At 52.2% G+C, this 21,828-nt stretch carries 38 protein-coding genes; 34 read left to right on the top strand and 4 right to left on the bottom strand.

Annotated elements, in window-relative coordinates; translation table 11 throughout:
• Positions 1–54: 54 nt before the first annotated feature.
• Both B9A13_RS01265 and B9A13_RS01270 read right to left on the bottom strand, forming a co-directional pair.
• The gene (locus B9A13_RS01265) at positions 55–771 is read right to left on the bottom strand and encodes a hypothetical protein (RefSeq protein WP_084233219.1); all 717 of its coding nucleotides are present in this window, start codon (positions 769–771) and stop codon (positions 55–57) included.
• 47 nt (positions 772–818) lie between these two features.
• A complete protein-coding gene (locus B9A13_RS01270) occupies positions 819–1,457 on the bottom strand; it encodes a LexA family protein (protein WP_084233220.1) in 639 nt (212 codons plus the stop codon).
• Positions 1,458–1,618: 161 nt separating this feature from the next.
• Here B9A13_RS01270 and B9A13_RS01275 point away from each other — a divergent pair, with 161 nt between their 5' ends.
• Together B9A13_RS01275 and B9A13_RS14035 are read left to right on the top strand one after the other, a co-directional pair.
• Positions 1,619–1,855: a helix-turn-helix domain-containing protein gene (locus B9A13_RS01275; protein WP_084233221.1), complete on the top strand. Its 237-nt coding sequence runs from the start codon at positions 1,619–1,621 to the stop codon at positions 1,853–1,855.
• A 49-nt stretch (positions 1,856–1,904) separates the two neighbouring features.
• The gene (locus B9A13_RS14035) at positions 1,905–2,060 is read left to right on the top strand and encodes a hypothetical protein (RefSeq protein ID WP_159447984.1); all 156 of its coding nucleotides are present in this window, start codon (positions 1,905–1,907) and stop codon (positions 2,058–2,060) included.
• Here the strand turns inward: B9A13_RS14035 and B9A13_RS01280 are convergent.
• Positions 2,049–2,348, bottom strand: a complete 300-nt coding sequence (locus B9A13_RS01280; protein WP_084233222.1) for a hypothetical protein — start codon at positions 2,346–2,348, stop codon at positions 2,049–2,051. The two genes, B9A13_RS14035 and B9A13_RS01280, sit on opposite strands and share 12 nt — an antisense overlap.
• A 283-nt stretch (positions 2,349–2,631) precedes the next feature.
• Here B9A13_RS01280 and B9A13_RS01285 point away from each other — a divergent pair, with 283 nt between their 5' ends.
• The 3 genes from B9A13_RS01285 to B9A13_RS14040 are packed head-to-tail and all read left to right on the top strand — an operon-like array spanning position 2,632 to position 3,710.
• Positions 2,632–3,312, top strand: coding sequence for a Rha family transcriptional regulator (locus tag B9A13_RS01285; RefSeq protein ID WP_084233223.1), 681 nt, complete (start codon positions 2,632–2,634; stop codon positions 3,310–3,312).
• 15 nt (positions 3,313–3,327) lie between these two features.
• On the top strand, positions 3,328–3,546 hold the full coding sequence (locus B9A13_RS01290) for a hypothetical protein (protein ID WP_084233224.1): 219 nt from the start codon (positions 3,328–3,330) through the stop codon (positions 3,544–3,546).
• Positions 3,543–3,710: a hypothetical protein gene (locus B9A13_RS14040; protein WP_159447985.1), complete on the top strand. Its 168-nt coding sequence runs from the start codon at positions 3,543–3,545 to the stop codon at positions 3,708–3,710. The genes B9A13_RS01290 and B9A13_RS14040 overlap by 4 nt, the downstream gene beginning before the upstream one ends.
• A gap of 11 nt (positions 3,711–3,721) precedes the next feature.
• On the opposite strand, the gene B9A13_RS01295 is transcribed toward B9A13_RS14040, so the two are convergent.
• Positions 3,722–4,123: a hypothetical protein gene (locus B9A13_RS01295; RefSeq protein WP_084233225.1), complete on the bottom strand. Its 402-nt coding sequence runs from the start codon at positions 4,121–4,123 to the stop codon at positions 3,722–3,724.
• A gap of 48 nt (positions 4,124–4,171) precedes the next feature.
• Between B9A13_RS01295 and B9A13_RS14045 the strand changes: the two genes are divergently transcribed.
• From B9A13_RS14045 to B9A13_RS01440, 29 genes are all read left to right on the top strand, one after another.
• Positions 4,172–4,324: a hypothetical protein gene (locus B9A13_RS14045; RefSeq protein WP_159447986.1), complete on the top strand. Its 153-nt coding sequence runs from the start codon at positions 4,172–4,174 to the stop codon at positions 4,322–4,324.
• An 11-nt stretch (positions 4,325–4,335) separates the two neighbouring features.
• Positions 4,336–4,548: a hypothetical protein gene (locus tag B9A13_RS01300; RefSeq protein WP_084233226.1), complete on the top strand. Its 213-nt coding sequence runs from the start codon at positions 4,336–4,338 to the stop codon at positions 4,546–4,548.
• Between the two features lie 313 nt (positions 4,549–4,861).
• Positions 4,862–5,113: a hypothetical protein gene (locus B9A13_RS01305; protein WP_084233227.1), complete on the top strand. Its 252-nt coding sequence runs from the start codon at positions 4,862–4,864 to the stop codon at positions 5,111–5,113.
• The gene (locus B9A13_RS01310; RefSeq protein ID WP_084233228.1) at positions 5,110–5,646 is read left to right on the top strand and encodes a 3D domain-containing protein; all 537 of its coding nucleotides are present in this window, start codon (positions 5,110–5,112) and stop codon (positions 5,644–5,646) included. The genes B9A13_RS01305 and B9A13_RS01310 overlap by 4 nt, the downstream gene beginning before the upstream one ends.
• Entirely contained in the window at positions 5,643–6,722 is a 1,080-nt protein-coding gene (locus B9A13_RS01315) for a phosphoadenosine phosphosulfate reductase domain-containing protein (RefSeq protein ID WP_084233229.1), read from the top strand. The genes B9A13_RS01310 and B9A13_RS01315 overlap by 4 nt, the downstream gene beginning before the upstream one ends.
• A complete protein-coding gene (locus B9A13_RS01320; RefSeq protein WP_084233230.1) occupies positions 6,713–7,036 on the top strand; it encodes a hypothetical protein in 324 nt (107 codons plus the stop codon). The genes B9A13_RS01315 and B9A13_RS01320 overlap by 10 nt, the downstream gene beginning before the upstream one ends.
• Complete coding sequence (locus B9A13_RS01325) at positions 7,033–7,401, top strand: hypothetical protein (RefSeq protein WP_084233231.1); 369 nt, start codon at positions 7,033–7,035, stop codon at positions 7,399–7,401. The genes B9A13_RS01320 and B9A13_RS01325 overlap by 4 nt, the downstream gene beginning before the upstream one ends.
• Positions 7,402–7,434: 33 nt before the next feature.
• Entirely contained in the window at positions 7,435–8,151 is a 717-nt protein-coding gene (locus B9A13_RS01330; RefSeq protein ID WP_084233232.1) for a hypothetical protein, read from the top strand.
• 32 nt (positions 8,152–8,183) lie between these two features.
• Entirely contained in the window at positions 8,184–8,624 is a 441-nt protein-coding gene (locus tag B9A13_RS01335; protein ID WP_084233233.1) for a helix-turn-helix domain-containing protein, read from the top strand.
• Positions 8,625–9,272: 648 nt separating this feature from the next.
• Entirely contained in the window at positions 9,273–9,587 is a 315-nt protein-coding gene (locus B9A13_RS01340; RefSeq protein ID WP_143806831.1) for an AbrB/MazE/SpoVT family DNA-binding domain-containing protein, read from the top strand.
• 44 nt (positions 9,588–9,631) lie between these two features.
• Entirely contained in the window at positions 9,632–10,270 is a 639-nt protein-coding gene (locus tag B9A13_RS01345) for a YqaJ viral recombinase family protein (RefSeq protein ID WP_084233234.1), read from the top strand.
• Positions 10,271–10,283: 13 nt separating this feature from the next.
• Complete coding sequence (locus B9A13_RS01350) at positions 10,284–10,541, top strand: hypothetical protein (protein ID WP_084233235.1); 258 nt, start codon at positions 10,284–10,286, stop codon at positions 10,539–10,541.
• Between the two features lie 2 nt (positions 10,542–10,543).
• Entirely contained in the window at positions 10,544–11,410 is an 867-nt protein-coding gene (locus B9A13_RS01355; RefSeq protein WP_084233236.1) for a DUF1351 domain-containing protein, read from the top strand.
• A gap of 2 nt (positions 11,411–11,412) precedes the next feature.
• Entirely contained in the window at positions 11,413–12,285 is an 873-nt protein-coding gene (locus B9A13_RS01360) for a recombinase RecT (protein WP_084233237.1), read from the top strand.
• Positions 12,275–12,706, top strand: a complete 432-nt coding sequence (locus B9A13_RS01365; protein ID WP_084233238.1) for a single-stranded DNA-binding protein — start codon at positions 12,275–12,277, stop codon at positions 12,704–12,706. Before B9A13_RS01360 ends, B9A13_RS01365 begins: the two co-directional genes overlap by 11 nt.
• A 13-nt stretch (positions 12,707–12,719) precedes the next feature.
• The gene (locus B9A13_RS14225; protein ID WP_200809659.1) at positions 12,720–13,157 is read left to right on the top strand and encodes a DUF2829 domain-containing protein; all 438 of its coding nucleotides are present in this window, start codon (positions 12,720–12,722) and stop codon (positions 13,155–13,157) included.
• A 583-nt stretch (positions 13,158–13,740) separates the two neighbouring features.
• Complete coding sequence (locus B9A13_RS01380; RefSeq protein ID WP_084233240.1) at positions 13,741–14,022, top strand: hypothetical protein; 282 nt, start codon at positions 13,741–13,743, stop codon at positions 14,020–14,022.
• Positions 14,023–14,503: 481 nt separating this feature from the next.
• Positions 14,504–14,836 (top strand): hypothetical protein, encoded by a 333-nt coding sequence (locus B9A13_RS13820; protein WP_143806832.1) that lies wholly within the window; start codon positions 14,504–14,506, stop codon positions 14,834–14,836.
• On the top strand, positions 14,796–15,176 hold the full coding sequence (locus B9A13_RS01390) for a hypothetical protein (RefSeq protein WP_084233242.1): 381 nt from the start codon (positions 14,796–14,798) through the stop codon (positions 15,174–15,176). Before B9A13_RS13820 ends, B9A13_RS01390 begins: the two co-directional genes overlap by 41 nt.
• Positions 15,166–16,224, top strand: a complete 1,059-nt coding sequence (locus tag B9A13_RS14230) for a hypothetical protein (RefSeq protein ID WP_200809660.1) — start codon at positions 15,166–15,168, stop codon at positions 16,222–16,224. Before B9A13_RS01390 ends, B9A13_RS14230 begins: the two co-directional genes overlap by 11 nt.
• Positions 16,221–16,973: an ASCH domain-containing protein gene (locus B9A13_RS01400; protein WP_200809661.1), complete on the top strand. Its 753-nt coding sequence runs from the start codon at positions 16,221–16,223 to the stop codon at positions 16,971–16,973. Before B9A13_RS14230 ends, B9A13_RS01400 begins: the two co-directional genes overlap by 4 nt.
• Positions 16,963–17,304 carry a DUF1064 domain-containing protein gene (locus B9A13_RS01405; protein ID WP_084233244.1) on the top strand — a complete coding sequence of 114 codons (342 nt, stop codon included), beginning with the start codon at positions 16,963–16,965 and terminating at the stop codon, positions 17,302–17,304. The genes B9A13_RS01400 and B9A13_RS01405 overlap by 11 nt, the downstream gene beginning before the upstream one ends.
• Positions 17,305–17,673: 369 nt before the next feature.
• The gene (locus B9A13_RS14525) at positions 17,674–17,796 is read left to right on the top strand and encodes a hypothetical protein (RefSeq protein ID WP_278308986.1); all 123 of its coding nucleotides are present in this window, start codon (positions 17,674–17,676) and stop codon (positions 17,794–17,796) included.
• Positions 17,789–18,163 (top strand): hypothetical protein, encoded by a 375-nt coding sequence (locus B9A13_RS01415; protein WP_084233246.1) that lies wholly within the window; start codon positions 17,789–17,791, stop codon positions 18,161–18,163. The genes B9A13_RS14525 and B9A13_RS01415 overlap by 8 nt, the downstream gene beginning before the upstream one ends.
• Positions 18,160–18,639: a hypothetical protein gene (locus tag B9A13_RS01420; RefSeq protein ID WP_084233247.1), complete on the top strand. Its 480-nt coding sequence runs from the start codon at positions 18,160–18,162 to the stop codon at positions 18,637–18,639. Before B9A13_RS01415 ends, B9A13_RS01420 begins: the two co-directional genes overlap by 4 nt.
• Positions 18,640–18,643: 4 nt before the next feature.
• The gene (locus B9A13_RS01425; RefSeq protein WP_084233248.1) at positions 18,644–19,057 is read left to right on the top strand and encodes a DUF1492 domain-containing protein; all 414 of its coding nucleotides are present in this window, start codon (positions 18,644–18,646) and stop codon (positions 19,055–19,057) included.
• 435 nt (positions 19,058–19,492) lie between these two features.
• Positions 19,493–19,657, top strand: coding sequence for an HNH endonuclease (locus B9A13_RS14615; RefSeq protein ID WP_341456011.1), 165 nt, complete (start codon positions 19,493–19,495; stop codon positions 19,655–19,657).
• A 92-nt stretch (positions 19,658–19,749) separates the two neighbouring features.
• Complete coding sequence (locus tag B9A13_RS01435; RefSeq protein WP_084233249.1) at positions 19,750–20,262, top strand: P27 family phage terminase small subunit; 513 nt, start codon at positions 19,750–19,752, stop codon at positions 20,260–20,262.
• Positions 20,259–21,812, top strand: coding sequence for a terminase large subunit (locus tag B9A13_RS01440; RefSeq protein ID WP_084233250.1), 1,554 nt, complete (start codon positions 20,259–20,261; stop codon positions 21,810–21,812). The genes B9A13_RS01435 and B9A13_RS01440 overlap by 4 nt, the downstream gene beginning before the upstream one ends.
• Positions 21,813–21,828 lie beyond the last annotated feature (16 nt).

Genomic DNA, 21,828 nt, shown 5'->3' on the forward strand with positions numbered 1-21,828 from the left:
GATACCTTCTTGCATAAAGCCCCGCCCCGGTATGGAGCGGGGCTTTCTTATTTTTTATTTGCTGGGGACCAACTGTATCTTTACCCCGTCTATCGTCAGGGTAACGCCTTCGGACAGGTCGATATTTTTATACTGCAGCTCATAAAAACCGCCGCCCATTTCCGCGTCTGCCGCCGCAGTGCCCATAATGGCATTAATTCCGCCGCTGTACATATTGTCCGTGGAAACGTTCCCGCCGCCTTTTACGGCAACAATGTCATATATCCCGGCCGGGAAATCATCGCCGGAAACAAAATTCCCATTTCCGAGATCAACCGTTTCCGTAATTTCCTGATTTCTTGTTTTCAGCGCGTCTCCGCTGGCCTTATCGCAGGAAATACGGACAACCACGCCTCCGCTGACGGATAACACATCGCCCTCCGGGAGATCGATATTTTCATATAGTTGCTCGTACATTTCGGTGCCGACTTCCTTATTTTTTTCTTCGGTGCCCATGATGGCGTTGATGCCGCCGCTAAAAACGTTAGAAGAAGATACGTTCCCGCCGCCTGAAATCGCCTCGATGTCATATTTTCCTTCGGGAAAATCGATACCGGAAGTATAGTTTCCGCTTCCCAGCTCCATATCCACAGATATGGTTTTCGGCGTTTCGGTAGGAACAGGCGTCTTCGTGGCGGACGACCCTCCCCCGGAAGGCGAGCTGCTTCCTCCGCAGCCGCCCAGCAATCCGACAATCAAAAGTGAAGAAATAAGTAATGCCGACTTTTTCATCTGTCCTTTCCTCCTACTGTTAAAATAGTAACCGGATATCCGGCTGATTACAGCTTATGTTTGACCTCCTTTGCTATACCGACTATATGCGCAAAACCGTTATCAAAATCCTTGCAGGAAACAAGGATCGGTTGGTGCGCCGAGTTTTCGGGCTGAAGGATTACCATATTCCCCTGTTTTGTGAACCGCTTGAGCGTGGCTTCGTCACCGTTAACAACGCATACCACGATATTTCCGCTCTCAGCGCAGTCCTGAGCCTTGACCAGAACCAGATCGCCGTCGAAAATATGGGCATTTATCATGCTGTCGCCTTTGACGCGGAGAAAGAAGTAATTCTCGCCTTCCGGCACATCGGCGTAGTCATAGCCTTCAATATTTTCCACAGCTAGAATCGGGACGCCGGCGGGGATGGAGCCAAGAATCGGAAGCCGACGGCCGCGGACGTAGGGGATGGCATTGCTTGGAAAGCGCTGATCCTGATTATCAATTAAATATTCGAGCGGAAGATTCAACTTTGCAGCATATTCATTTGCGATCGTAACCTTAGGCGTTCTCTGATTATTTTCATATCGGCTTATAACCTGTTTAGAGGTTCCCAAAATTGCAGCGAGCTCCTCCTGGGACAAATGCCGCTCCATCCGAATCTTTTTAAGCTTGTCCCCAAATGATAAGCCCATAGCTTTCATTCCCTTCTTTTCGCTATATTGACATTAAATCACATAATGTCACCAAAATCAAGACACATGAAATAAAATTTTATTTTACGTCACCAAACTATTGACAATCAAAAAGGCACCTGCTACTATGATTATAGTCACCAAACGGGCAACAGCGAGGAGGGGTAAAAATGACTGGAAAAGTAAAGGAACTCAGGAGCTTAATTTTTAGTAGATATGATTCGGAGTCCGCGCTTGCTTGTGATTTAGGCTGGCCAAGACAGAAATTAAATAAAATCACTAATGGTAAAAAAGAGCCGGACATCGAAGAACTTAACCAGCTTGCGATTAAGCTCGGGCAGCCGGTGGGTGATATCGCACATATTTTTTTACGGTATAAGTCACCAAACGGGCAACTACAGGCTTAACCGGTTAGCACAGGCGACGACAGGAGCGCGCAGAAAGGAGGACTCCCGCGTGAAAATCTTTGTTGATCCCAAGGATCCGCATTGGATGGAGAAAACGGCGTTTGGAAACGTGAGCAATGAGTTTTTTAATCTGATTATCCGCATCTGCTGTCCGATCATTGCCGTTTCGATAGCCGTCAACGTGGTGCTTCGCTTACTTAAATAAAGCGACCGCCGTTGAGATGGCCGTAATGACTCCACCGACCGCGAGAACGATTGTCAGCACATTATTAAATCGCCTGTCCCTTTCCATCTCAAAAGCAGCCTTGCCATTGATATTGATTCTGTAATTATCGGTCGGAATCGGGGCGTTGTAAGAATCAAATTTACCGCTGTAAATCCGCGCTAAGAAACCATTTTCGCAAAGATAACGGAATTCGTCGGTGCTGTTTTCAAACGTCAGAAAATCAGTCTTGTAAAACTTTTTAAGCAATTTCCAAGATTTCTTGTCCACAGCAATCATCCTTTCATCAAAATTCTACCACGGACAGGAAATTAAGCAAGACTTTGCAATCTTAACCCGTTAGCACCGCGTGGCCGCGCGTCGCTATAAAACCGCAGCGGACGTGTAAAAAAGCGGAGCGAACAAAAGCGGGGCCGCGCTGGCAAGGGCGGCGGCCTGAGAAGCACAAAATACCGGCGCCGGGCCCGCGCGTCTGCTGCGGTTGGCGGGTTCGGCGCCGGGACAACAAAAAACCTCCCGCAGCAACGAGAGGTTTCAGAAAGGGGATATCAAATTGACTACTAACAGCATAGCACTCCGCCCGGAGAAAAGCAAGAGCCTTGTTTTCGAAAAATCGGACCGGCCGATGACCGACAGCTTGAAAGTGGCGGAGCAGTTCGGGAAGGACCACAAAAACGTAATGCGCGATATCAAAGAGTTGGATTGCTCTTCCGAATTTTCGCGGCTCAATTTTGAGCCGTCAAAGCGGAAGGACGAGCGCGGGAAATGGCAGCCTATATACAACATGACCTTCGATGGTTTCATTTTCCTCGTTATGGGCTACCGGGGCAGGAAGGCCGCGCAACTCAAAGAAGCCTACATACACGAATTCAACCGCATGGCCGACTTTATCCGTAAGCTGGAAACTGCCAAAGCGGAATCCCGGGAGCTGACCGACGCGATCAAATTTGCCCACGCGGACGGCGAATACCACAACTACCATTTTTCAAACGAATTCGATCTGATCAACCGCATCGCCCTGGGCGCGCCGGCCAAGAAGATCCGAAAGGAGCGCGGCATTCCGGAGACGGCGGACAGTGTCCGTCCCTACCTTACCGATGCGGAGATTGCTTCTGTTGTCCGGCTTCAGCGGTTCGATGCAGGGTTGGTTGTCACCGTGCAGGACTACGAAGAGCGCAGGCGGATCATGACGGCATATCACGCCAGAATTACGACTCCGGCGATATCGGCGTGAGGAAAGGAGGCAGCTATGACCCTTGACGATATCGAGAAAATGGACTGCGAGTTTTTGGACGTTCCGACGGTGGCGGAATATCTCGGGAAGAACCCCCAGCCTGTCCGCCAATCCATCCGCAACGGTGTTCCATGGGGCTATGTGATGGGTAACGCCGATTTCCGCATCCCGAGGCGCGCGTTCGTGAATTATCATCGCAACGGAGCGCCGTCGCCCCGAAAGGAGGCCGTATGAAGCCCTATCGCACCCTCGCCGACCGGATCGGCGCGGACCAGTGCGAAGCCTGCGGAACCACCCCGGCCCAATGTGGAAACCGGTATTATTCGGCGAATCCGATGTACCGGCGGCCCAGGACGAAGAAGCGGCACCGGAGCATGTACAGAGTGGATTGGAGGTGAACGTTCTGGGCCTATTTATTAGCTGTGTCCTTGGGCTGATTACCGGATGGTTTATTATCCCCAGAATATTCAGGAAGCCTTGATATAGCGGCTTCAAATGCGCCCCAAGCGATTATGAAGGCGAAAAATGAAATTTCAAACAAGAATACTTTTATCATCGTAAATTTGAAATTATCGCTTGGAAGCAACCATCCGGTTATCAGTGCGACGGGAAAGCAAATGTAAGAATAATAAAACTGCTTTTTCAGCGACACTTTTTTAAATTCGCCTTTCTCAGGTGGTTCTGCGACGGTTCGATTTTTGAAATTTTTATACCCCCGTTTTATCTGCAAGCCGATGATTGAGCAAATAACCCAAGTCAAAATGTTTATGGTAATATCCCTTAGCATGAAAATCATCCCTCCATTCGCCATTATTTTACATCCTCGGGCGAAGGAGGGCAAGCAGGAAAGGAGTCTTCCATGACAAACGAACCCGCGCCGCGTGAACGGGCTGTAGCGGCCCTGAAGGAATGCGGCTACACGGAAGAACAGGCGCTTGAAATGCTGGCGGCAATCAGGCGGGAGGTAGAAGCCGACGATTACCGCGACGACGTCGCAGAGCAGCTGGGATAGGAGGGACAACGATGGGAGTTTTCAACACAGTCCCGGTCCGGTTCATCGACCGCTCCGACGCGCTTCTGCCGGCTGAATTTTACCCGCCGCTGGGCACCGTCGGGCAGGCCCGGATCGAGGACCTCGGCGAGGATTTGGTTCGGGTCCGGTACCCCATCGGGACGACCTGCATCCGGGGGTTCCACTGGCATTGCCGGGAGAGGCTGGAGGTGATCGGCGGATGAAGTGGCTGATCGACAATATGGCCCGGAGTTTGGCGTTCACCTGGGCGGTGATACTCGTTTGGATGTCGGTGGTCGTGTGGATCGCCGTGCAGTAGGGAAGGAGAGGACATGAAAAATAGCAGATGTTTTTCCAAGATGCAACGGAAAGCCAGCCGGCATTATAACCGGTTTCGCGGGCAATACCAGCACCTTCATACTCCGGAATCGGTAGTATCGAGACGGTTGATATTCGGGAAGCTTGGAATCGGGGCGGGTATTAGCTTTTTACGAGCTTTGCTTCAACGCCAGAGAACGGGAGCAAGGAGGAATACATATGAACATTGACACCGGGGAGCTAAGAATGTTTACTGCCGATCAAATGAAGGAGTTTGTGGGGGTATTTACTCCGGTTCCTTCGGAGCTTCAGGACGAAGCGAGGAAAGCTCTCGGCGGAGAGGAAAGCACAGTCATTGATCTTAAGGCGGATACGCCGCTTGCTAATTGGGCCAAATCGGAGCGGAAGCACAAGGCGAAATCCAACAGGGCGAAAATGGCGAAAGCCAGCAAGCGCAGGAACAGACGATGAGCGGCAACGGAATGACCGCCATACGCCGCGATGCCGCCCTATACATACTCGTCCTGGCTCTGGCCCTGGGCGCCTCCACCATCTCCTACGCCGCCGTAGGACCGGACGATCCCGCGCCGGTGGTTACGGCCTCCCCGACGGAGATCAAAGCCGTGGCGATTGCGGAGGCACCGGGCGAGGCGGAGAAGATCGATGAGGCCATCATCAGGGATCTCACCTACGCGGGGACTTATACCGTTACCGCATATTCGGCGGACTATGCCTGCTGCGGGAAATATCCGGACGATCCGGCCTATGGCATCACCGCCTCCGGTACCACGGCCACGGAAGGGACCACCGTCGCCTCGGATTGGGACGTGCTGCCACCCGGGACGGTGATTTACATTGACGGGATAGGGGACCGCATCGTGGAGGACCTTGGAAGCGGGATCGACGGGACGGACCTGGACTTGTATTTTGAGGATTACGACACGGCTCTGGAATTCGGGGTGCAGAAGCTGGATGTATGGATCGTCGGGGAGGTCAAGGGATGATTTCGCTTCTTCCAATTACGGCGCTTGCTGAACAATTCACATATAATCAAGAACTTATTTCAATGGCGATCAAGACAGAGGATAATCTACGGAACCGGGAACATGTAATGGCCAGTATCAGCGGAGGTTCCGACAGCGACATCATGATAGATCTGATTGAGACCCTTCTGAAAATGATGCATCCAAAAGTAAGGCCACAAGAAGTTACATACGTGTTTTTCAACACTGGTCTGGAGTATGACGCTACAAAGCGGCACGTTGAGGAACTTCGCGAAAAATACGGGGTTGATATTCTGGAACGGCCCGCATTAGTCCCGATTCCGGTAAGCTGCAAACGATACGGTCAGCCGTTTTTATCAAAACAAATAAGTGAATTTATTTATCGGCTGCAAAAACATGGATTCGCATGGACAGACGAGCCTTTCGACGTGCTGTATGCCAGATATCCAAAGTGTAAAGCGGCGCTTCGATGGTGGTGCAATGAATTCGGAAAAGAGAGTCATTTTAATATTAAACGTCACCCTTTCCTGAAAGAATTTATGATTCTGAATCCGCCGGATTTTTTGATATCTACGAAATGTTGTGAAGGAGCAAAGAAGAAAGCCGGATCCGCAGTTGAGGAAGAACTGCAACCGGACATCTGTTTGATAGGTGTCCGAAAAGCGGAAGGTGGAGCCAGAGCAGAAGCATATAAAACCTGCTTTGACCCAGGTAAAAACGGGACTTCCGATAGATTCAGGCCGCTATTTTATTTGACCAATAGAGATAAGCGGATTTACGAAGAGCATCGCTGCATCGTGCATTCTGAATGCTATACGAAATATGGCCTTGATCGTACCGGATGCGCCTGCTGCCCGTTCGGCAAATATTTTGAACGGGAACTGGAAGCGGCCGAAAAATATGAGCCGAAGCTATACCGAGCCGCCAATGCGATTTTTGCCAATAGCTATTCCTACACAAGAGCATACCGAAGGTTTGCATCTGAAATGAAGGGCCGCGAAAAGCATAAAAAGCTAGTAAATGTAGAAGATCAGCAAGTTAGTGCATTCGATTCGGAGGCTACACCATGCTCATGACAGACGACGAAATCCGGACAAGCATCCGGCAGGCGAAATATCCCAAGCTGCAGCGAAAAATCCTGGCAGACCTCAACGTCTGCGACGTGTCGGAAATTGACCGGATTGTCGGAGCCATCAAAAATCCCGAAAAGCCAAAGGCAAAAACGGTCCCGAATCTGTTGGACAAATCGAGAGCCATGATCCTATACGAGCAAGGACTATCCGACTACGCCATGGCGGAGGAATTGAAAGTATCCCGATCCTCGGTTCTTCACTGGCGGAATCGGAATGGACTTATACCAAACTGTAAGAAAGGAGGAAAAACCCCATGAGCGAAGCAAAGATAGACCGGAAGGGCATCCTGGAAATGGCACGGGGTGGTTTTCTGGAACGGGCGGACTACGAAATGACGAAGATCATTGACAACATCCTGGACCCAAACACCCGTGCCGACAAGAAGCGCACCCTGACCATCACCCTGGACCTGATTCCCGACGCCGACCGGCAGACCATCCGTGTAAACACGGTGGTTAAATCCAAGCTGGAGCCCACCAACCCCGTTGCAACCTCTCTGTACATCAGCGGCGGCGTCGGCGGGGACATGGTGGTATCCGAGCTGGTTCCCCAGGTTCCCGGCCAGACCAGTTTCAGCGGCGACGTGCAGGAAGCGCCCCCACTGCTGCGGCTGGTAAAGTAAACCCGCAACCAAAAAACAAAGGAGGAAAAACCCATGCTTAAGGAAGCCATTGAAAAAATCGTATCCCTGGCGGAAACCCAGACATACAGCATCGACGGACAAGTTTATTCCGACAAGACCCTGGTACGGATTCCGCCCCATGTGGATGCGCCGAAATCCATCGACGTGACCACACTGGAAAGCATTGTTCGACTGATTAAGGCGGAAATCTTAAAAGTCAATCAAGTCCCCATCTTTGTCCGGGTGACGGACTATAATTCCGTCTGCGTCTTCACTACCTACCGGGGCGATTTCGCCCGTGACTATCTGTACAAGGCGGTCTCGGATACTCCCGCCATGCGTACCGGCTGGAAAGATTACGAAACCGCCATGATCTCACTCCGCAGCCAGTTTGTTGCCACACAGGACCTGGAATATGTGCTGGAGCTGCTGTCAACCATCACGGATGAAAACAGCGTCAAGACAGAGGACAACGGTCTGACACAGACGGTTCAGGCTCGCAAGGGAATCTCTCTTGCCATGAAAACTCAGATTAGACCCCTAGTGAAACTCCGCCCGTTCCGCACGTTCCTGGAAGTGGAGCAGCCGGAGAGCGAATTTCTCCTGCGGCTGCAGGAAGGCGGACAGGTGGGCCTTTTCGAGGCGGACGGCGGCATGTGGCAGCTGGCTGCAAAGCGCTCCATCAAATCCTACTTTGAGGATGAGCTCAAGGATCTCATCGAGGCCGGTTCTGTGGTGGTGACGGTTTAAGCCGTCGCCACCCCTGGGAGAAGGGGGGCACCATGAAGCTGAAAGAGGCGAGGCTGGAGGCGGGGTTTGTCAATACCTCCGTTGTGGCCGAGCTTAAAAAGATCGAGCCGCGGATAGACAAGGCCCTGCTGTCCAGGATGGAGACCGGGGTGGTCCGCCCGACGCCCGCGGAGTTCCGGGCAATGTGCGACCTGTACGGAACGGAACCGGATAAGCTGTTTGACCCGGAGGATGTGGACTACGGCCTGCAAGCCCGCAGGAGCCACAAGCTGGACGGACATAAACTACGGCGCAAATTAACCGTAAGGCTAACAGACGAAAAAGCACGCTGGTTGCAACCAGAAGTTTTAAGCGCCCTTGGATATGTCAATAAACAGCACTGGCTTTATGTTCAGATCGACCGCCTCAAGGCATCGTATCTGAGAAAGGCCAAAAAAGAACAGAAGGAAAAGAACTATGAAGTATCCGCGTGATTTATCGGGCCTTGTTTTCGCAAGACTTTTGGTAATCGAACGCCACCATTCCGCACCGCACGTGGGATCATATTGGCTCTGCGAATGCGAGTGCGGGAAAAGAGTTATAGTCTCCCGCAATAATCTTGTAACCGGGAGAACAAAAAGTTGCGGTTGCCTGAAAATCGATAAGATCACCACGCACGGGCAGAGCCTCACTCCGCTTTATAAGATTTGGTCCGGTATGATTCGACGCTGCGAGAACCAAAAAGCTGCAGAGTATCACAATTATGGCGGGCGAGGAATTTCCATATGCCTTGAGTGGAGGGCCGATTTTCAATCGTTTTTCCAATGGGCAAAGCGAAGCGGATACAGAAATGGCCTTACCATTGACCGAATCAACAATGATGGCAATTATGAACCTCGCAACTGCAGATGGGCCACACGAAAGGAGCAAAGTCGGAATATGCGGACCAACCATCTGGTAACTTACAGCGGCGCAACAAAGCCTATATCGGAATGGTCCGAGATGTTTGGCGTATCGGCTGAAAACATAAGACGCCGTTTACAGGACGGTTGGCCCGTAAGGGATGCGCTAGTAACACCAGTAGAGGCGGAACACACGGCCCGGCAGCGCTGGGCGAAAAAAGAAAGGACAGGGTAAAAGTCATGAAAGCAACAGGCATTGTGCGAAAGATCGACCCCCTCGGGCGGATCGTGATTCCGCGGGAAATTCTTCATACCTGGGGGATCGATTTCGGAGATCCAATTGAATTTTTCATCGACGGGGATTTGATCTGCCTGCGGCAGTACAACCGGAATCTTCCGGCGGTGGAGCAGCTGGAGCGGGTTGCGGAGGAGATCCGATTGGATGACCCAAAGAATGACAAGCTGTTTCGGAAGGCTCTCCAAGTCGCCATCCACACGCTGAAAAAAGAAAACCGCCCGGACGCGGCAACGTCCGAAGCGGCAATAGGGAAATAACTCTTTAATCACCATAACACAAGGGAAGGGGGACGTCAAGCCCCATGGGAAGATACGAAAACTGGCTGGTGGCCAGGAAAACCGGCATCGGCGGATCGGATGCCGCGGCCATTGTCGGGATGAACCCGTATAAGACGAATGTCCAGCTCTGGGAAGAGAAAACCGGCCTGCGGGAACCGGAGGACATTTCTGGAAAGCCGTATGTGCAGTACGGGAAAGCGGCGGAAAAGCACCTGCGGGAGCTTTTCAAGCTGGATTATCCGGAGTATGCGGTATCCCACCGGGAATATCAGATGATCCGGCATCCAAAGTATCCCTTCCTGTTTGCCTCTCTGGACGGGCGGCTGACGCACCGGGAGACGGGAGCCCGCGGCTTCCTGGAGGTCAAGACCACCAACATACTGAGCAGTATGCACCGGGAAAAGTGGGACGACAAGATTCCGGACAATTATTACTGCCAATGCCTCCACTATTTCAATGTCACCGGTTCGGACTTCTGCGTCCTCAAAGCGCACCTGATAACAGAGTACGGCGGGGAAAGGCGGATCAATACCCGGCATTACTTCATGGAACGGGAAGCCGTGCGGGAGGACATGGAATGGCTGGAGGGCGAAGAAATCAAATTCTGGACGCAGCAAGTCCAGACCGGAAGGCGGCCGGGGTTGATCCTGCCGCCGATATGAAAGGAGAAACGCTGTGAAAGCGGTTGTAGGCGTTAAATTCCAGAGCAAATATGATTCAGGCTCTTACGAGGGGCGCGAATACAGTTATTTTGTGGCCGATGGGCTGGACCTCCATGTGGGGGATATCGTCCCGGTCACGACACGCAGCGGCGAAGGACTGGCGAAAGTTACCCGGACCGGCATCCGGGAAGGGGAGATCGACGAGCGGGTCATGCCGTACATGCGGACAATAGAAAGCGGGCCGGTCGATCCGGCTCCTATGGAGGTATAACGATGCAGCTTGTTATTTTCAGGCCGACAGACGACCAGTTTGTCAAATCCATTGATTTCAACCATGAGGAAATCAAGCAGGAGCTCCGCGTAGCCCTGGAAAAGTACCAGGGCCTCGTATACAGCGAGGACAACATCCGGGACGCCAAAGTGGACCGCGCCTCCCTCAACAAATTCCGTGAGGCTATAGAAGCCAGGCGGAAAGAGATTAAAAAGCAATGCCTTGCACCTTACGAGGATTTTGAAAAGAAGATCCGGGAGATCACCGCCATGATCGACGAGCCGATCCTTGCCATCGACGGGCAGGTTAAAGCCTTTGAAGAACGGAAGCGGGAAGAGCGCCGGGCGGAGATCGAAGAATTTTACCGGACCGGCGACCTGGACGACGTGCGTTCCATCATTCCCCTGGAGAAGATCTGGAACGAAAAATGGCTGAACACCACGACTCCGGACAAGAAAATCAAGGACGACATCCGGACCGTACTCGACCGCGCCGCCCGGGATCTGGAAGTGCTGAAAACCGTGGAAAGCGAGTTCTCCGACGCGGTAAAGATCAAATATCTGGACACTCTGGACCTTTCCGCGGCTCTGCGGGAGCGGGCGCGGCTGGCGGAACAGAAGGAAAAGCTGGAGGCTTACCGGCGGATACAGGAAGAGGCTGCGGCGGAAGCGGAGGCCGGACGTGTCCCGCCCCCGGATTTCAGCAAACTCCAGCCCGGCGACAAAGTTTCCTTTGCGGGCGCCGACGAATGCGCACCTGTACCCGAACCCCTTCAAACCATTACTTTCACCGTTACAGCGACGGCGGCGCAGTTTAAAATGCTCCGGGAATTTTTCATCAAAAACAACATTAAGTACGGGAGGGCATAACAATGGCAGTTCAAAATTCGTTGGCAAAACGGCAGGGCAAGCCCACATTTTCCGCTTATCTCACATCCGATGCCGTGAAAAATAAAATCAATCAGATCGTAGGAGGCAAGGACGGGGCACGATTTATTACGGCGGTGGTTTCCGCCGTCAGCGTCAATCCGGCTCTTGCCGACTGCGATCACGCTTCCATTCTTTCCTGCGCCCTGCTGGGCGAGGCCCTGAAGTTATCCCCTTCCCCCCAGTTGGGACACTACTATATGGTCCCCTACAAGGACAACAAGCGCGGCATTACGGTGGCACAATTTCAGCTGGGTTACAAGGGTTATATCCAGCTTGCCATCCGGTCCGGGTATTACAAGAAGATTAACGTCCTTTCCATCAAGGAAGGGGAACTGATTAAATTCGATCCTCTGAATGAGGAAATCGAGGTCGTTCTTTACGAGGACGAGGAAGTGCGCGAGAGCAAACTCTCCACCGGCTACTACGCCATGTTTGAGTATCACAACGGATTCCGAAAGGTTCTTTACTGGAGTCGTAAAAAAATGGAGGCCCATGCGTCCCAGTATTCCAAGGGGTACGCCGAGGACAAAAAAAGAGGAACATCCTGGACCTTCTGGAGCAAGGATTTTGACGGCATGGCATATAAGACCATGCTCCGGCAGCTGATTTCCAAGTGGGGCATTATGAGCATCGAAATGCAGTCCGCCATGGAGAAGGACATGGGCGTGGTCGCGGACGACGGTTCCGTCCAGTATGTGGACAACCAGGACGTGATCGAAGCGCCCCCCGCAGCTGCGGACGCTCCAGAGGCCCCGGCGTCGGAGAATGTGGAGAGCAGCTTTTTCGGCGAGGGCGGGATGACGAATGCTCAATAGGGTAATTCTCATGGGTCGTCTGACCCGGGACCCGGATTTGCGGCGCACCCAGTCCGGTACGCCGGTTGCATCTTTCGCCCTGGCCGTGGACCGGGACTATTCCGGTAAGGACGGCGGGGAGAAAGAGACGGACTTCATCGACATTGTTTCCTGGAGAAATACGGGGGAATTCGTTTCCAAGTATTTCTCCAAGGGCCAGATGGCCGCCGTCGTTGGCCGGTTGCAGATCCGGGACTGGAAGGACAAAGAAGGCAACAACCGCAGGAGCGCCGAGGTAGTGGCCGACAACGTGTACTTTGCAGGACCAAAAAAGGATTCTGGAGCTGCACCGGCCGGGAGCAATTCCGTGCCCCAGGAGTCCGCGTATCCTCCGGAGGCGGGGTTTACCGAGCTGGACGACGACGGCGAACTGCCGTTCTGAAAGGAGTAAAAGTATGAAAACGTACATCGGGACAAAGATCATCGAGGCTGAACCCATGGTCAGAGGAGGAAACCAGGAGCAGGAAGCGGAGCCGGGATACCGCGTCCGGTATGAGGACGGGTATGAAAGCTGGTCCCCGAAAAGCGTCTTTGAAAAGGCGTACAAGCCTATAGACGGGATCAACTTCGGACTGGCCATAGAGGCGGCAAAAATGGGCAAGCGGATCTCCCGCGCCGGATGGAACGGGAAAGGAATGTTCGTCGTGTACCAGAAAGGATACCCGAACGGGATCCCGTGCAACGAGCAGACCGCAAAGGCATTCGGCTATGAGCTGGGCTCTACGTTTATCTGCCGCCCGTATCTGCAGATGCGGTGCGCGGACGGGACTCATCAGATGTGGCTGGCTTCCCAGTCCGACATTCTGGCCGACGACTGGTTCATCGCGGAATAATTCTTAACCGAAGGCCCATAGTCCCCATACACGGCTTGCCTTAACCGCAGCAGCCGGGGGACGCTGATGATATTGGAGGTATAAACATGCCAAATGCGTGTTGCGAGAGCAAAAAGGACACTTTATTCGAAATCACAGACAGGACTGCTTCTGTGATTCATGACATTAACGCCAGGGCAACAAGGCTTGATATTTTCACAAGCGGAGAAAAGCCTTGCGAGTGTGACAAGAATGTTGCGTGCCCGCCAAACGGACAGATCGAAAGAGCGAGATTTATATTCGGAATGCTTGAAGAAACTGTCCGGATCCTTGATCGCGTGATTCAGGACCTGGGCGCGTAAAACAACGCCGGGGCCCGCGTGTCTGCTGCGGTTGGCGGGCCCCACTACATAAGGAGGTAAAACTATGTATATCGTAGGTCATTGTCCCCATTGCGGAGCGCCTATCTATGCGCCGGATTTATGGATGTCAGTGACACCGCCGCCGCCTATTTTTACCTGTAACTGTGTCCCGCATACAACCGTAACGACCACCACGACGGGGACGGCATACGCGGATCAATCAGCGGGAAGCTGAAATAGCCATGTATGAGGTTTTCAAAGACGGCGTCCGCAAGCTCCACGGCATCGGCCACGAGCTGACGCCGGAAGAGCTGCGGCGATACCAGGCGGCCGGTTACACGGTTAAGAACGACGGGAAAACGGTAGGGAAGCGGGGTATTACATATGGCGTGGCTGGAGTTTCACCAAACAATGCCAAGGCACCGGAAGACGCTCAAATTGGCCTCTTTGCTGAAAATCAGCAGACGGGAGGCAATCGGCCTTATGGCAGATCTGTGGTGCTGGGCGCTGGACAACGCAGATGACAAAGGACGGTTGCCGGGGGCCAGTGAAAGTGACATAGCCGCTGCCTTGGAGTTTTCGTCCAAAAAAGGATATGCCTTGGTTTCTGCACTCCTTGAAAGTGGGTATCTTGACGCGGACGAGGACGGCATCACATACCGGATTCACGACTGGGATCAATATGCCGGACGGCTTAACGAGCAACGCTACATCCAACGCGAGCAAAGCCGAATACGGCAACAGCATCGGCGCGAAAAAATCCGGTTACAGCGTGACGGTAACGCAGATGTCACGCGTGACAGTAACGCTTGTAACAATACCCTGTCACGCGTGAATTACGATGTCACCGTACCTAACCGTACCCTACCGTACCCTACCGTACCTAACCCTACCAGGACGATAGATACGGAGAGTACGAGAGAGAGCGGCGCGCCCGAGGCCGCGCCTTCACCTCCTTCCACCCTGAAGAAGCCGGAACGGCATAAGCACGGGGAATACGGCTGGGTGAGGCTCACGGAGGCGGAGTACGCCCGTTTGGTGGCGGACCACGGGGCGGATACCGTCCGGCGGTATATCGACTACGTGGACGAGAGCGCCCAGCGGACGGGCAATAAAAACGGATGGAAGGACTGGAATCTCACGGTCCGCAAGGCAATCCGGGAGGCGTGGGGAGGTGGGGCGCGGGGAACTGACCTGCAGCAGCGAAAGCGTATCCTGGACGAAAAAATCAAGCGGGATATGGAGGCGGAGAGAAATGGCGACACCGGCGGGAATCCGCAAACTGGGAAAGCTCATCTTGATCTACTACCCGGAGGCGAAGGTAAATCTGGGGGATGACTTTGAGGCGGAAGCCTGGGCCGCCGTACTGCGGCAGGCGTCCGACGCCGACATCCTTCGCGCCCTGGCGGCTCACGTCCGGTCTGGAAATAAATTTGCGCCCAACGCCGGGGAGATTGCGGCTCTGTGCGGCCTGGAGGCTGCGGCGTTGCCAAAGGCTCCGTCAAGCGGCAGGGAGCGCATGATGGCGGTATATGCGGGGATTGTGGCATATTACCGGGAGCTGGGAGTGCCCACGGCGGTGGAGGCAAAGCGGGATGGTATATCGTATCGGGACTGGTGCGTGATGGTGGACGAGGCGGAAGAAAAATTAAGACTGGAGGGTAAAGATGAACGCTGACGAGATTGTAAAAGCGCTTAAGTGGATTGCAAAAGTGCGTACATACTGCGATACGAATATGGTGAATTGCACAAAGTGCGAATTTCACGGATTTTGCACAGATCCTGATAGCGATGAGAGCATCGGGCAACAAAGCGAATGGTTTACTCAAGCCGCCAATCTTATCGAATCGCTCACCACCCAGATTAATACTCGTTTTACCGCTCCGATTGTATGTATGTGCGGTAGTACCAAGTTTAAGCAAACATGGATACGAGAAAACGCCAGACTGACGCAAGAAGGAAATATTGTCCTCGCTGTTGGATTATGGGGACACCACGAGCGTAAATTCCCAGCACCGGAAGTCAAGGCAAAGCTAGATGACTTACATAAGCGAAAAATTGATTTGTGTGATTGGGTGTGGGTACTGGATGTTGGCGGATACATAGGCGAAAGTACACGCTCAGAAATTGCATATGCGGAAAAGCTCGGAAAGCCCATTCGGTATTTGGCGCATGAATTTCCAGAGTATATTGAACCGGAAGATGAAGTTGTTATGGAACTCACTGCCCAGCTTGCCGCCTACAAGAAAACGGATTTGACCGCGGATGAGATATTCCAGATGCGGAAGGAGTGGCGAGATACGGAAAAGGGATTGAGGGATAGTGTAATCCAGTTGCAATCCCAGCTTGCCGAGTCGCGCTGCAGAGAAAAGGCGGCAATGGCAGATTTGGAACGCCAGAAAATATGTGGTTCATGTGCTTACTGGAAGAATGGTAATTGCACGCTCTCACAGCAGAAATGGCGCAAAGAAAATTATGTTGGCTGCAAAAGCTGGAAATGGCGCGGCACACAGGATTCCGGGGGAGGGTATGAAATGAATACTGTAAATGTTCGTTGGCATGATGGATATCTGGAGACGTTTATGGCGCAAGAAGTTCGTTTCGGAAGCGATTTGCTATGGATGCGCTTATCGGATGGGCAGAATCGGCACATCCCGCTTCGTTCTGTTAGGTGGTTTAGCCTCAGCAAAGAGAGCCATGCTAAAGATGCCGGGGAGGATGAATGATGAAACCGATTCTTTTTTCAACGCCGATGGTTCAGGTGATACTTGACGGCAGAAAAACCATGACGCGGAGGATATGTAAGCCGCTTACGCTTAACTATCCCATGCGGGCATATGAAAATGAAACTGCAGAACAATGGCTTTCCAGGTGGAATCATAAATCGCCATACAAGCCCGGAGACATCCTCTGGGTGCGGGAAACGTGGCAATCTTTTTTTCCGGAGGAAGTAACTCAAAATCATCAACAGGGGCCACGGTCATTTAGCGGGATACCTGCAGAAACCGCAAAGGGACATTACATGTATTTTTACTATCGCGCTGATGGAGAAGTACCTGATGACCCTAAGTACGGAAAGGCAAATTGGCATCCATCTATTTTCATGCCCCGCGGCGCGGCGCGGATATTCCTGCGCGTGACTGCCGTGCGGGCAGAACGGGTGCAGGAGATCACGGAAACGGACGCGAAGGCGGAAGGCGCGGTATTTACGGACTACGGAATTTATCAGCCGAAATGGAAGGCAAGCCTTGACGGAGGAAAGACATTTTATCCGGCCGCGCCGGCACAGCATCCGGGATGGCATATGGCTGAGGTAAATAGCCCGGATCAATGTTATCCATCAGCCCGAAGCGCGTTTATAGGGATATGGGATAGCCTCAACGCAAAGCGCGGTTATGGATGGGACACAAACCCGTGGGTATGGGTCTACACATTTGAACGGTGTGAGAAGTCGGAGGCGCAAGATGAATCTTGAGGAATATCGCCGCCTTACTCAAAAGCCGGAAACGAAATACCACAGCCGCAAAACGGTTATTGACGGCCATACGTTCGACTCGCAGCTAGAGGCAAACCGATATGTCGATTTGAAACGTCTTAAGCGGGCAGGAAAGATCAAGGGATTCGGGATCCAGCCGAGTTTCGTTTTGCCGGGAGGTATCCGGTACAGGCCGGACTTCATCGTCTGCGGCGCAGACGGTACGATCTGGGTAGAGGACGCGAAGGGCAAGGAGACGAAGGACTTCATACTCAAGCGGAAGTTATGGGAGGAGGCATACCCGTGGCTGGAGCTGAAAATAGTCAGATAATCAGGGACTATGCCAAGGCGTACAAACTGATCTATATGGCAATGGTGCCGCTGCCAAGATGGGGGACGCCGTATCACACCTGCCCGACCTGCGGCGGACTGCTGACGGAGAAGTATGAGCATTGCAGATGGTGCGGACAGAAACTGAAATGGGAGGGATAGAACGATGATACTTGAAATTCGAAACCAAAACCACGAGCTTAAAAAGTTTTGTTGCGTGGTATTCGCGGGGATACTCAGATCCTACCCGGATAAAATTTACGTTCAGCAACGTTATAAGCGATCCGGGAAGGCATATATCCGGGAGCGGTTTATTCCGAAAGAAGAAGTTTCAACATGGACCGTCAGATGAAAAGGGAGGGTTTTCGATATGACAACGCCTGACCGTTTGCTGCAGGTTTTAATCCTCCTGCTGGGCATCGGGTCGGCGTGGGGCCTGGTTAAGCTGGCGGAGGACATTATGGGATTGTGGAGGGGTGACGATCGTGAATGAGACAGAACAGGCGATAGAAATATTAAGTCACCAAGAAAAGCATATCACAGCGGAGGTTGACGAAGCCGGGTTTATTGATTTGATTGTTGACTATGATTTGACCGTGGCATTAGATCATGCTATTACCGCCATCCGCGAAAAAGCCGAACGGGAGAACCCGCAGCCTCTGACGCTGAAGCAATTGCAGGAGCGAATCGGAAAACCGGTATATATTGTTTCCGGAGATAAATTATGGTGGATTCTTCCAATAATTATTTATAAGGGGTGGCTTTACAATGACGGTAGAAATGGGGAGCCACTTAATCTAAAGAAATACATGAAAACATGGATTCCATACGACTACCCGCCGAAGGAGGACCGGACATGACTAACGAACAATCCAACACGGCCCGCATCATCGACCCGACTCCGGAGCAAATTATAGCCGCACTGGAATATTGCTGGTTCTCAATGGAATGCGGCCGTTATCCTTGCGTGGATTGTTATTTATACAGGCATCGGGATGAGCATGGATATGTGCCCAATCGTTTGCGTTCGTCGGGTTGCAGACCATGTTCTCAACGGCTGGCTATGGACACAATCGCCCTGATAGACCGTCTGAGCGATTTCGAGCATAGCCAGTGCGCCAAGCTGCTGGAGGAAGTCGGGAAGCTGCGGGCGGAATTGGCCGAATCACAGCGCAGGGAAAATGCGGCGGTTGATGATTTGACAGATGCTTGTTACCAACCTTGGGGAGAAATAGATAAATGCAAGTATTGTGCCAAAGGCAAAACACGAATGTGCAAGGTGGGCGAATGTTATTTTGAGCATCGCGGCCCGCAGGATGCCATGGAGAAGGAGTGATTCTATGACCGCAAAAGAGTACCTTATGCAGTACAGAGAAGCATACGATGCCATCAGCGATAAGCTCGATGAGATCAGGCGGCTGCTGGCGATGGCTACGAAAATGAATCAGACCATATCCTCGGACCGGGTAAGCGCATCGCATAACCAGGACAAGCTTTCCTCTGCCGTCGCCAGGATCGCGGATATGAAAAGCGAGATAGACGATGAGATGAAATATCTCATCGAAATGAAGCGGATCGTGCTTTCAACGATAAACTCGATTCCGAATAAGCGGCAGCGTAGGGTGCTCCGGCTCCGGTACATAAACGGGATGCGCTGGGAAGAGATCGCGGTTAAAATTGAACGTGACTATCGATGGGTTCATAGGCTTCATGGGAAAGCGTTAATCGAGGTTGAAAAAATAATTTTGAAATGACCATTGAAAGCCACTATTTCCGGGTGATATTGTTATAATAACAAAACAACGTGAGGCAGTCTCGCAGAAGGAAAGCGGGGCTGCCTCTTTTCATATGGCAAAGGAGGCAGTGGGGTGAAATGCGAGGATTGCGTATGGTGCCATTACAAGGAAACCGGCGTGTTGTTTTGCCCGATGCCAAAATGCTTTTATGAAAAGCCTGATACTTCCAGTGAAGGTGAGATCATGCCGAGCAGATCATTACATTTCTGCGCTCATTCAGGATGCTTTGAATTGACGACAAACAAATATTGCGCAGAGCATGCGGATCAGGATAGATGCGACAGAAATGACAGAGACCGGATGAGAGGATCGGCAGCGGAGCGTGGTTACAATGCACGATGGCAAAAAGCACGGGATGGATTTTTAGCGAAGCATCCATTATGCGAATCGTGCATGCAATCAGGGAAGCTCGTGCCCGCAACAGTAGTGGATCATATCAAGCCGCACAAGGGAGACAAAGCGTTGTTCTGGGATTCGAGTAACTGGCAGGCGCTGTGTAAGAGGTGCCATGACATTAAGACCGCGAAAGAAAATGGACGATGGGGTAGGGGGGTATAAATCCTTACAGTTTTTTGTCCCTAGACCGGGCGCCTCCTACTACGCAGGATTTTCTCCCGAAATGAAGTAACCAACCGCCGGAGGTGATTTGCATGGGCGGAAGACCGTCGAACTTGATCGATATGACCAAAGGGCACAGGACAAACGAAGAAAAGGAATACCGAAAAGCTGTAGAACAGTCGCTATATACAGGAGAATCTTTTGAAGAAAGCGCCCAGGTCAAAAAAAGCAAAATCGCTCACGCGGAATTTAAACGGCTGGAACGCTTGTATGCAAAAATTGCCTATGTAGACGCCCTCGATCAGCAGATCATCAACCGGTATTGCTTAGAAGTGGCGAACACCTACAGACTGCAAAACACACTAAGCAGGTTAAATGGGGATTTGACAAAAGATTTAGAGTTTGAGGACCGCCTGCGGATTTATGATCTTATCAACAAGACAATGGCTGCCATGAACAAAAATAAAGAGCTGCTTTTGAAATACGAGGACAGGCTTTTCCTGAACCCATCGGGGCGGATCCGCGCAATTCCAAAAACGCCGCCGAAGGAAGAAACTGCATCGGGAATGGCCGCGTTTCTGCAAAAGCGGGCTGAGGCAAAATGATAGACAAGGCGCGGGCCTCGGAACCGATTGAATTTATACAGCTTCTCAAGCTTGTCGGAGACTTTACCGGCAAGCCTTTTATTTTGCAGCCGTGGCAGCAGGAAGTCATCTGGAACGTATACGGCGAGGTAAACGACGACGGCCGGCGCAGATACCGGTATCTGTACCTGGAAGTCCCGAAGAAAAACGGAAAGACGCCGACGGTGGCCGGGCTCGGCCTGTACCATGTGACATGCGACCCGCCGGGCGGAGAAATCTATTGCTGCGCCGCAGAGCGGGACCAGGCGTCTCAGACTTACAACTACATGAAGTCTATGATTGAGCAGAGCCCGGAGTTGTCCGCGGTACTTCGGGTCGTGGACAGCAAGCGGGAAATCCACAATGACGCCACCGGGACATTTGTCAAGGTTCTGTCTGCCGAAGCGTATTCCAAGCACGGCAAAGCGCCGTCTGTTGTTATCTTCGACGAGCTTCACGCATTCCAAAAGCGGGATCTGTGGGACATTATGACTTTCGGCACCGGTTCCGCCCGAAAAGAGCCGCTGTATCTTACCATTACCACCGCAGGAGACGATCCGGATAAAAAGTCTATCGGATGGGAGATCCATGAGTACGCCCGCAAGGTTCGGGACGGAGAATTCGTCGATCCGACTTGGTATGTAAAAATCTACGGGGCCCCGGACGACGCGGATATCTATGACGAAAAAACGTGGTTCGACGCAAATCCATCTCTTGGAGTGGCTATCGATATAGAGACAGTTCGGCAAGAAGCGCTCGCATCCAGAAATAGCCCTGCTTCTGAAAAGCTGTTCCGCTGGCTTCGCCTAAATCAGTGGGTGCAGCTCAAACGGATCGGGTGGCTACCGATCACCCAGTGGGATAAAACAACGCGAGACTGGCAGCCGTCCGAGCTACTGAAAAAGCGTTGCTATGTCGGGATCGATCTGGCCCGCACGGTGGACCTTGCCGGAGCGGCCCCGCTTTTTCCGCCGCAGGAAGGATTCGACGACTGGCGATTTGCGCTGGACGCATGGATCCCGGAAAACCGGATGCGGGAAAAAATGACCCGAGACAAAGTCAATTACGGCGCCTGGGAAAAAAGAGGGTTCATTAAGGCAACGCCTGGAGATGTGATAGATTACAGCTTTGTAGCGGCTAAAATCCGGGAATACGAGTCGCTGTATAACGTCGTGCATTACTGCTCTGACCCGTGGCACCTGGAAATTCTCAAGCAATTATTAGGGCCCGATATCGCGGCCAAGTTTATTGACATCTCTCAGGACTGGAAAGGTCATACGCCAGGTATGAACGAGCTCGAGCGGCTGTTTATGTCTGAACAGATTTCCCATATGGAGAATCCGCTGGGGCGCTGGTGCTTCGGAAACGTCGTTATTGCCACGGACGGAAACGAAAATATGAAGGCCATGAAAAACAAGAGCACAGACCGAATCGACCCAATCGTGGCGCTGATTAACGCAATGTCCGGCGCGGTACGGCTGGAGCAAAAGAGATCGATTTATGAGCTTCGCGGGATGCGGAGCTTGGCATAGGGAGTGATCGTTTGAA

The sequence above is a fragment of the Papillibacter cinnamivorans DSM 12816 genome, assembly GCF_900176335.1.
GTDB classification, from domain to species: Bacteria; Bacillota; Clostridia; order Oscillospirales; family Oscillospiraceae; genus Papillibacter; species Papillibacter cinnamivorans.

Excerpts from the sequence above, each read along its gene's own strand:
- B9A13_RS01265 (WP_084233219.1), bottom strand. The coding sequence starts at position 771 with ATGAAAAAGTCGGCATTACTTATTTCTTCACTTTTGATTGTCGGATTG.
- B9A13_RS01270 (WP_084233220.1), bottom strand. The coding sequence starts at position 1,457 with ATGAAAGCTATGGGCTTATCATTTGGGGACAAGCTTAAAAAGATTCGG.
- B9A13_RS01275 (WP_084233221.1), top strand. The coding sequence starts at position 1,619 with ATGACTGGAAAAGTAAAGGAACTCAGGAGCTTAATTTTTAGTAGATAT.
- B9A13_RS01290 (WP_084233224.1), top strand. The coding sequence starts at position 3,328 with ATGACCCTTGACGATATCGAGAAAATGGACTGCGAGTTTTTGGACGTT.
- B9A13_RS14040 (WP_159447985.1), top strand. The coding sequence starts at position 3,543 with ATGAAGCCCTATCGCACCCTCGCCGACCGGATCGGCGCGGACCAGTGC.
- B9A13_RS01295 (WP_084233225.1), bottom strand. The coding sequence starts at position 4,123 with ATGGCGAATGGAGGGATGATTTTCATGCTAAGGGATATTACCATAAAC.
- B9A13_RS14045 (WP_159447986.1), top strand. The coding sequence starts at position 4,172 with ATGACAAACGAACCCGCGCCGCGTGAACGGGCTGTAGCGGCCCTGAAG.
- B9A13_RS01300 (WP_084233226.1), top strand. The coding sequence starts at position 4,336 with ATGGGAGTTTTCAACACAGTCCCGGTCCGGTTCATCGACCGCTCCGAC.
- B9A13_RS01305 (WP_084233227.1), top strand. The coding sequence starts at position 4,862 with ATGAACATTGACACCGGGGAGCTAAGAATGTTTACTGCCGATCAAATG.
- B9A13_RS01310 (WP_084233228.1), top strand. The coding sequence starts at position 5,110 with ATGAGCGGCAACGGAATGACCGCCATACGCCGCGATGCCGCCCTATAC.
- B9A13_RS01315 (WP_084233229.1), top strand. The coding sequence starts at position 5,643 with ATGATTTCGCTTCTTCCAATTACGGCGCTTGCTGAACAATTCACATAT.
- B9A13_RS01320 (WP_084233230.1), top strand. The coding sequence starts at position 6,713 with ATGCTCATGACAGACGACGAAATCCGGACAAGCATCCGGCAGGCGAAA.
- B9A13_RS01325 (WP_084233231.1), top strand. The coding sequence starts at position 7,033 with ATGAGCGAAGCAAAGATAGACCGGAAGGGCATCCTGGAAATGGCACGG.
- B9A13_RS01330 (WP_084233232.1), top strand. The coding sequence starts at position 7,435 with ATGCTTAAGGAAGCCATTGAAAAAATCGTATCCCTGGCGGAAACCCAG.
- B9A13_RS01335 (WP_084233233.1), top strand. The coding sequence starts at position 8,184 with ATGAAGCTGAAAGAGGCGAGGCTGGAGGCGGGGTTTGTCAATACCTCC.
- B9A13_RS01340 (WP_143806831.1), top strand. The coding sequence starts at position 9,273 with ATGAAAGCAACAGGCATTGTGCGAAAGATCGACCCCCTCGGGCGGATC.
- B9A13_RS01345 (WP_084233234.1), top strand. The coding sequence starts at position 9,632 with ATGGGAAGATACGAAAACTGGCTGGTGGCCAGGAAAACCGGCATCGGC.
- B9A13_RS01355 (WP_084233236.1), top strand. The coding sequence starts at position 10,544 with ATGCAGCTTGTTATTTTCAGGCCGACAGACGACCAGTTTGTCAAATCC.
- B9A13_RS01360 (WP_084233237.1), top strand. The coding sequence starts at position 11,413 with ATGGCAGTTCAAAATTCGTTGGCAAAACGGCAGGGCAAGCCCACATTT.
- B9A13_RS01365 (WP_084233238.1), top strand. The coding sequence starts at position 12,275 with ATGCTCAATAGGGTAATTCTCATGGGTCGTCTGACCCGGGACCCGGAT.
- B9A13_RS14225 (WP_200809659.1), top strand. The coding sequence starts at position 12,720 with ATGAAAACGTACATCGGGACAAAGATCATCGAGGCTGAACCCATGGTC.
- B9A13_RS01380 (WP_084233240.1), top strand. The coding sequence starts at position 13,741 with ATGTATGAGGTTTTCAAAGACGGCGTCCGCAAGCTCCACGGCATCGGC.
- B9A13_RS14230 (WP_200809660.1), top strand. The coding sequence starts at position 15,166 with ATGAACGCTGACGAGATTGTAAAAGCGCTTAAGTGGATTGCAAAAGTG.
- B9A13_RS01400 (WP_200809661.1), top strand. The coding sequence starts at position 16,221 with ATGATGAAACCGATTCTTTTTTCAACGCCGATGGTTCAGGTGATACTT.
- B9A13_RS01405 (WP_084233244.1), top strand. The coding sequence starts at position 16,963 with ATGAATCTTGAGGAATATCGCCGCCTTACTCAAAAGCCGGAAACGAAA.
- B9A13_RS14525 (WP_278308986.1), top strand. The coding sequence starts at position 17,674 with ATGACAACGCCTGACCGTTTGCTGCAGGTTTTAATCCTCCTGCTGGGC.
- B9A13_RS01420 (WP_084233247.1), top strand. The coding sequence starts at position 18,160 with ATGACTAACGAACAATCCAACACGGCCCGCATCATCGACCCGACTCCG.
- B9A13_RS01425 (WP_084233248.1), top strand. The coding sequence starts at position 18,644 with ATGACCGCAAAAGAGTACCTTATGCAGTACAGAGAAGCATACGATGCC.
- B9A13_RS14615 (WP_341456011.1), top strand. The coding sequence starts at position 19,493 with ATGCAATCAGGGAAGCTCGTGCCCGCAACAGTAGTGGATCATATCAAG.
- B9A13_RS01435 (WP_084233249.1), top strand. The coding sequence starts at position 19,750 with ATGGGCGGAAGACCGTCGAACTTGATCGATATGACCAAAGGGCACAGG.
- B9A13_RS01440 (WP_084233250.1), top strand. The coding sequence starts at position 20,259 with ATGATAGACAAGGCGCGGGCCTCGGAACCGATTGAATTTATACAGCTT.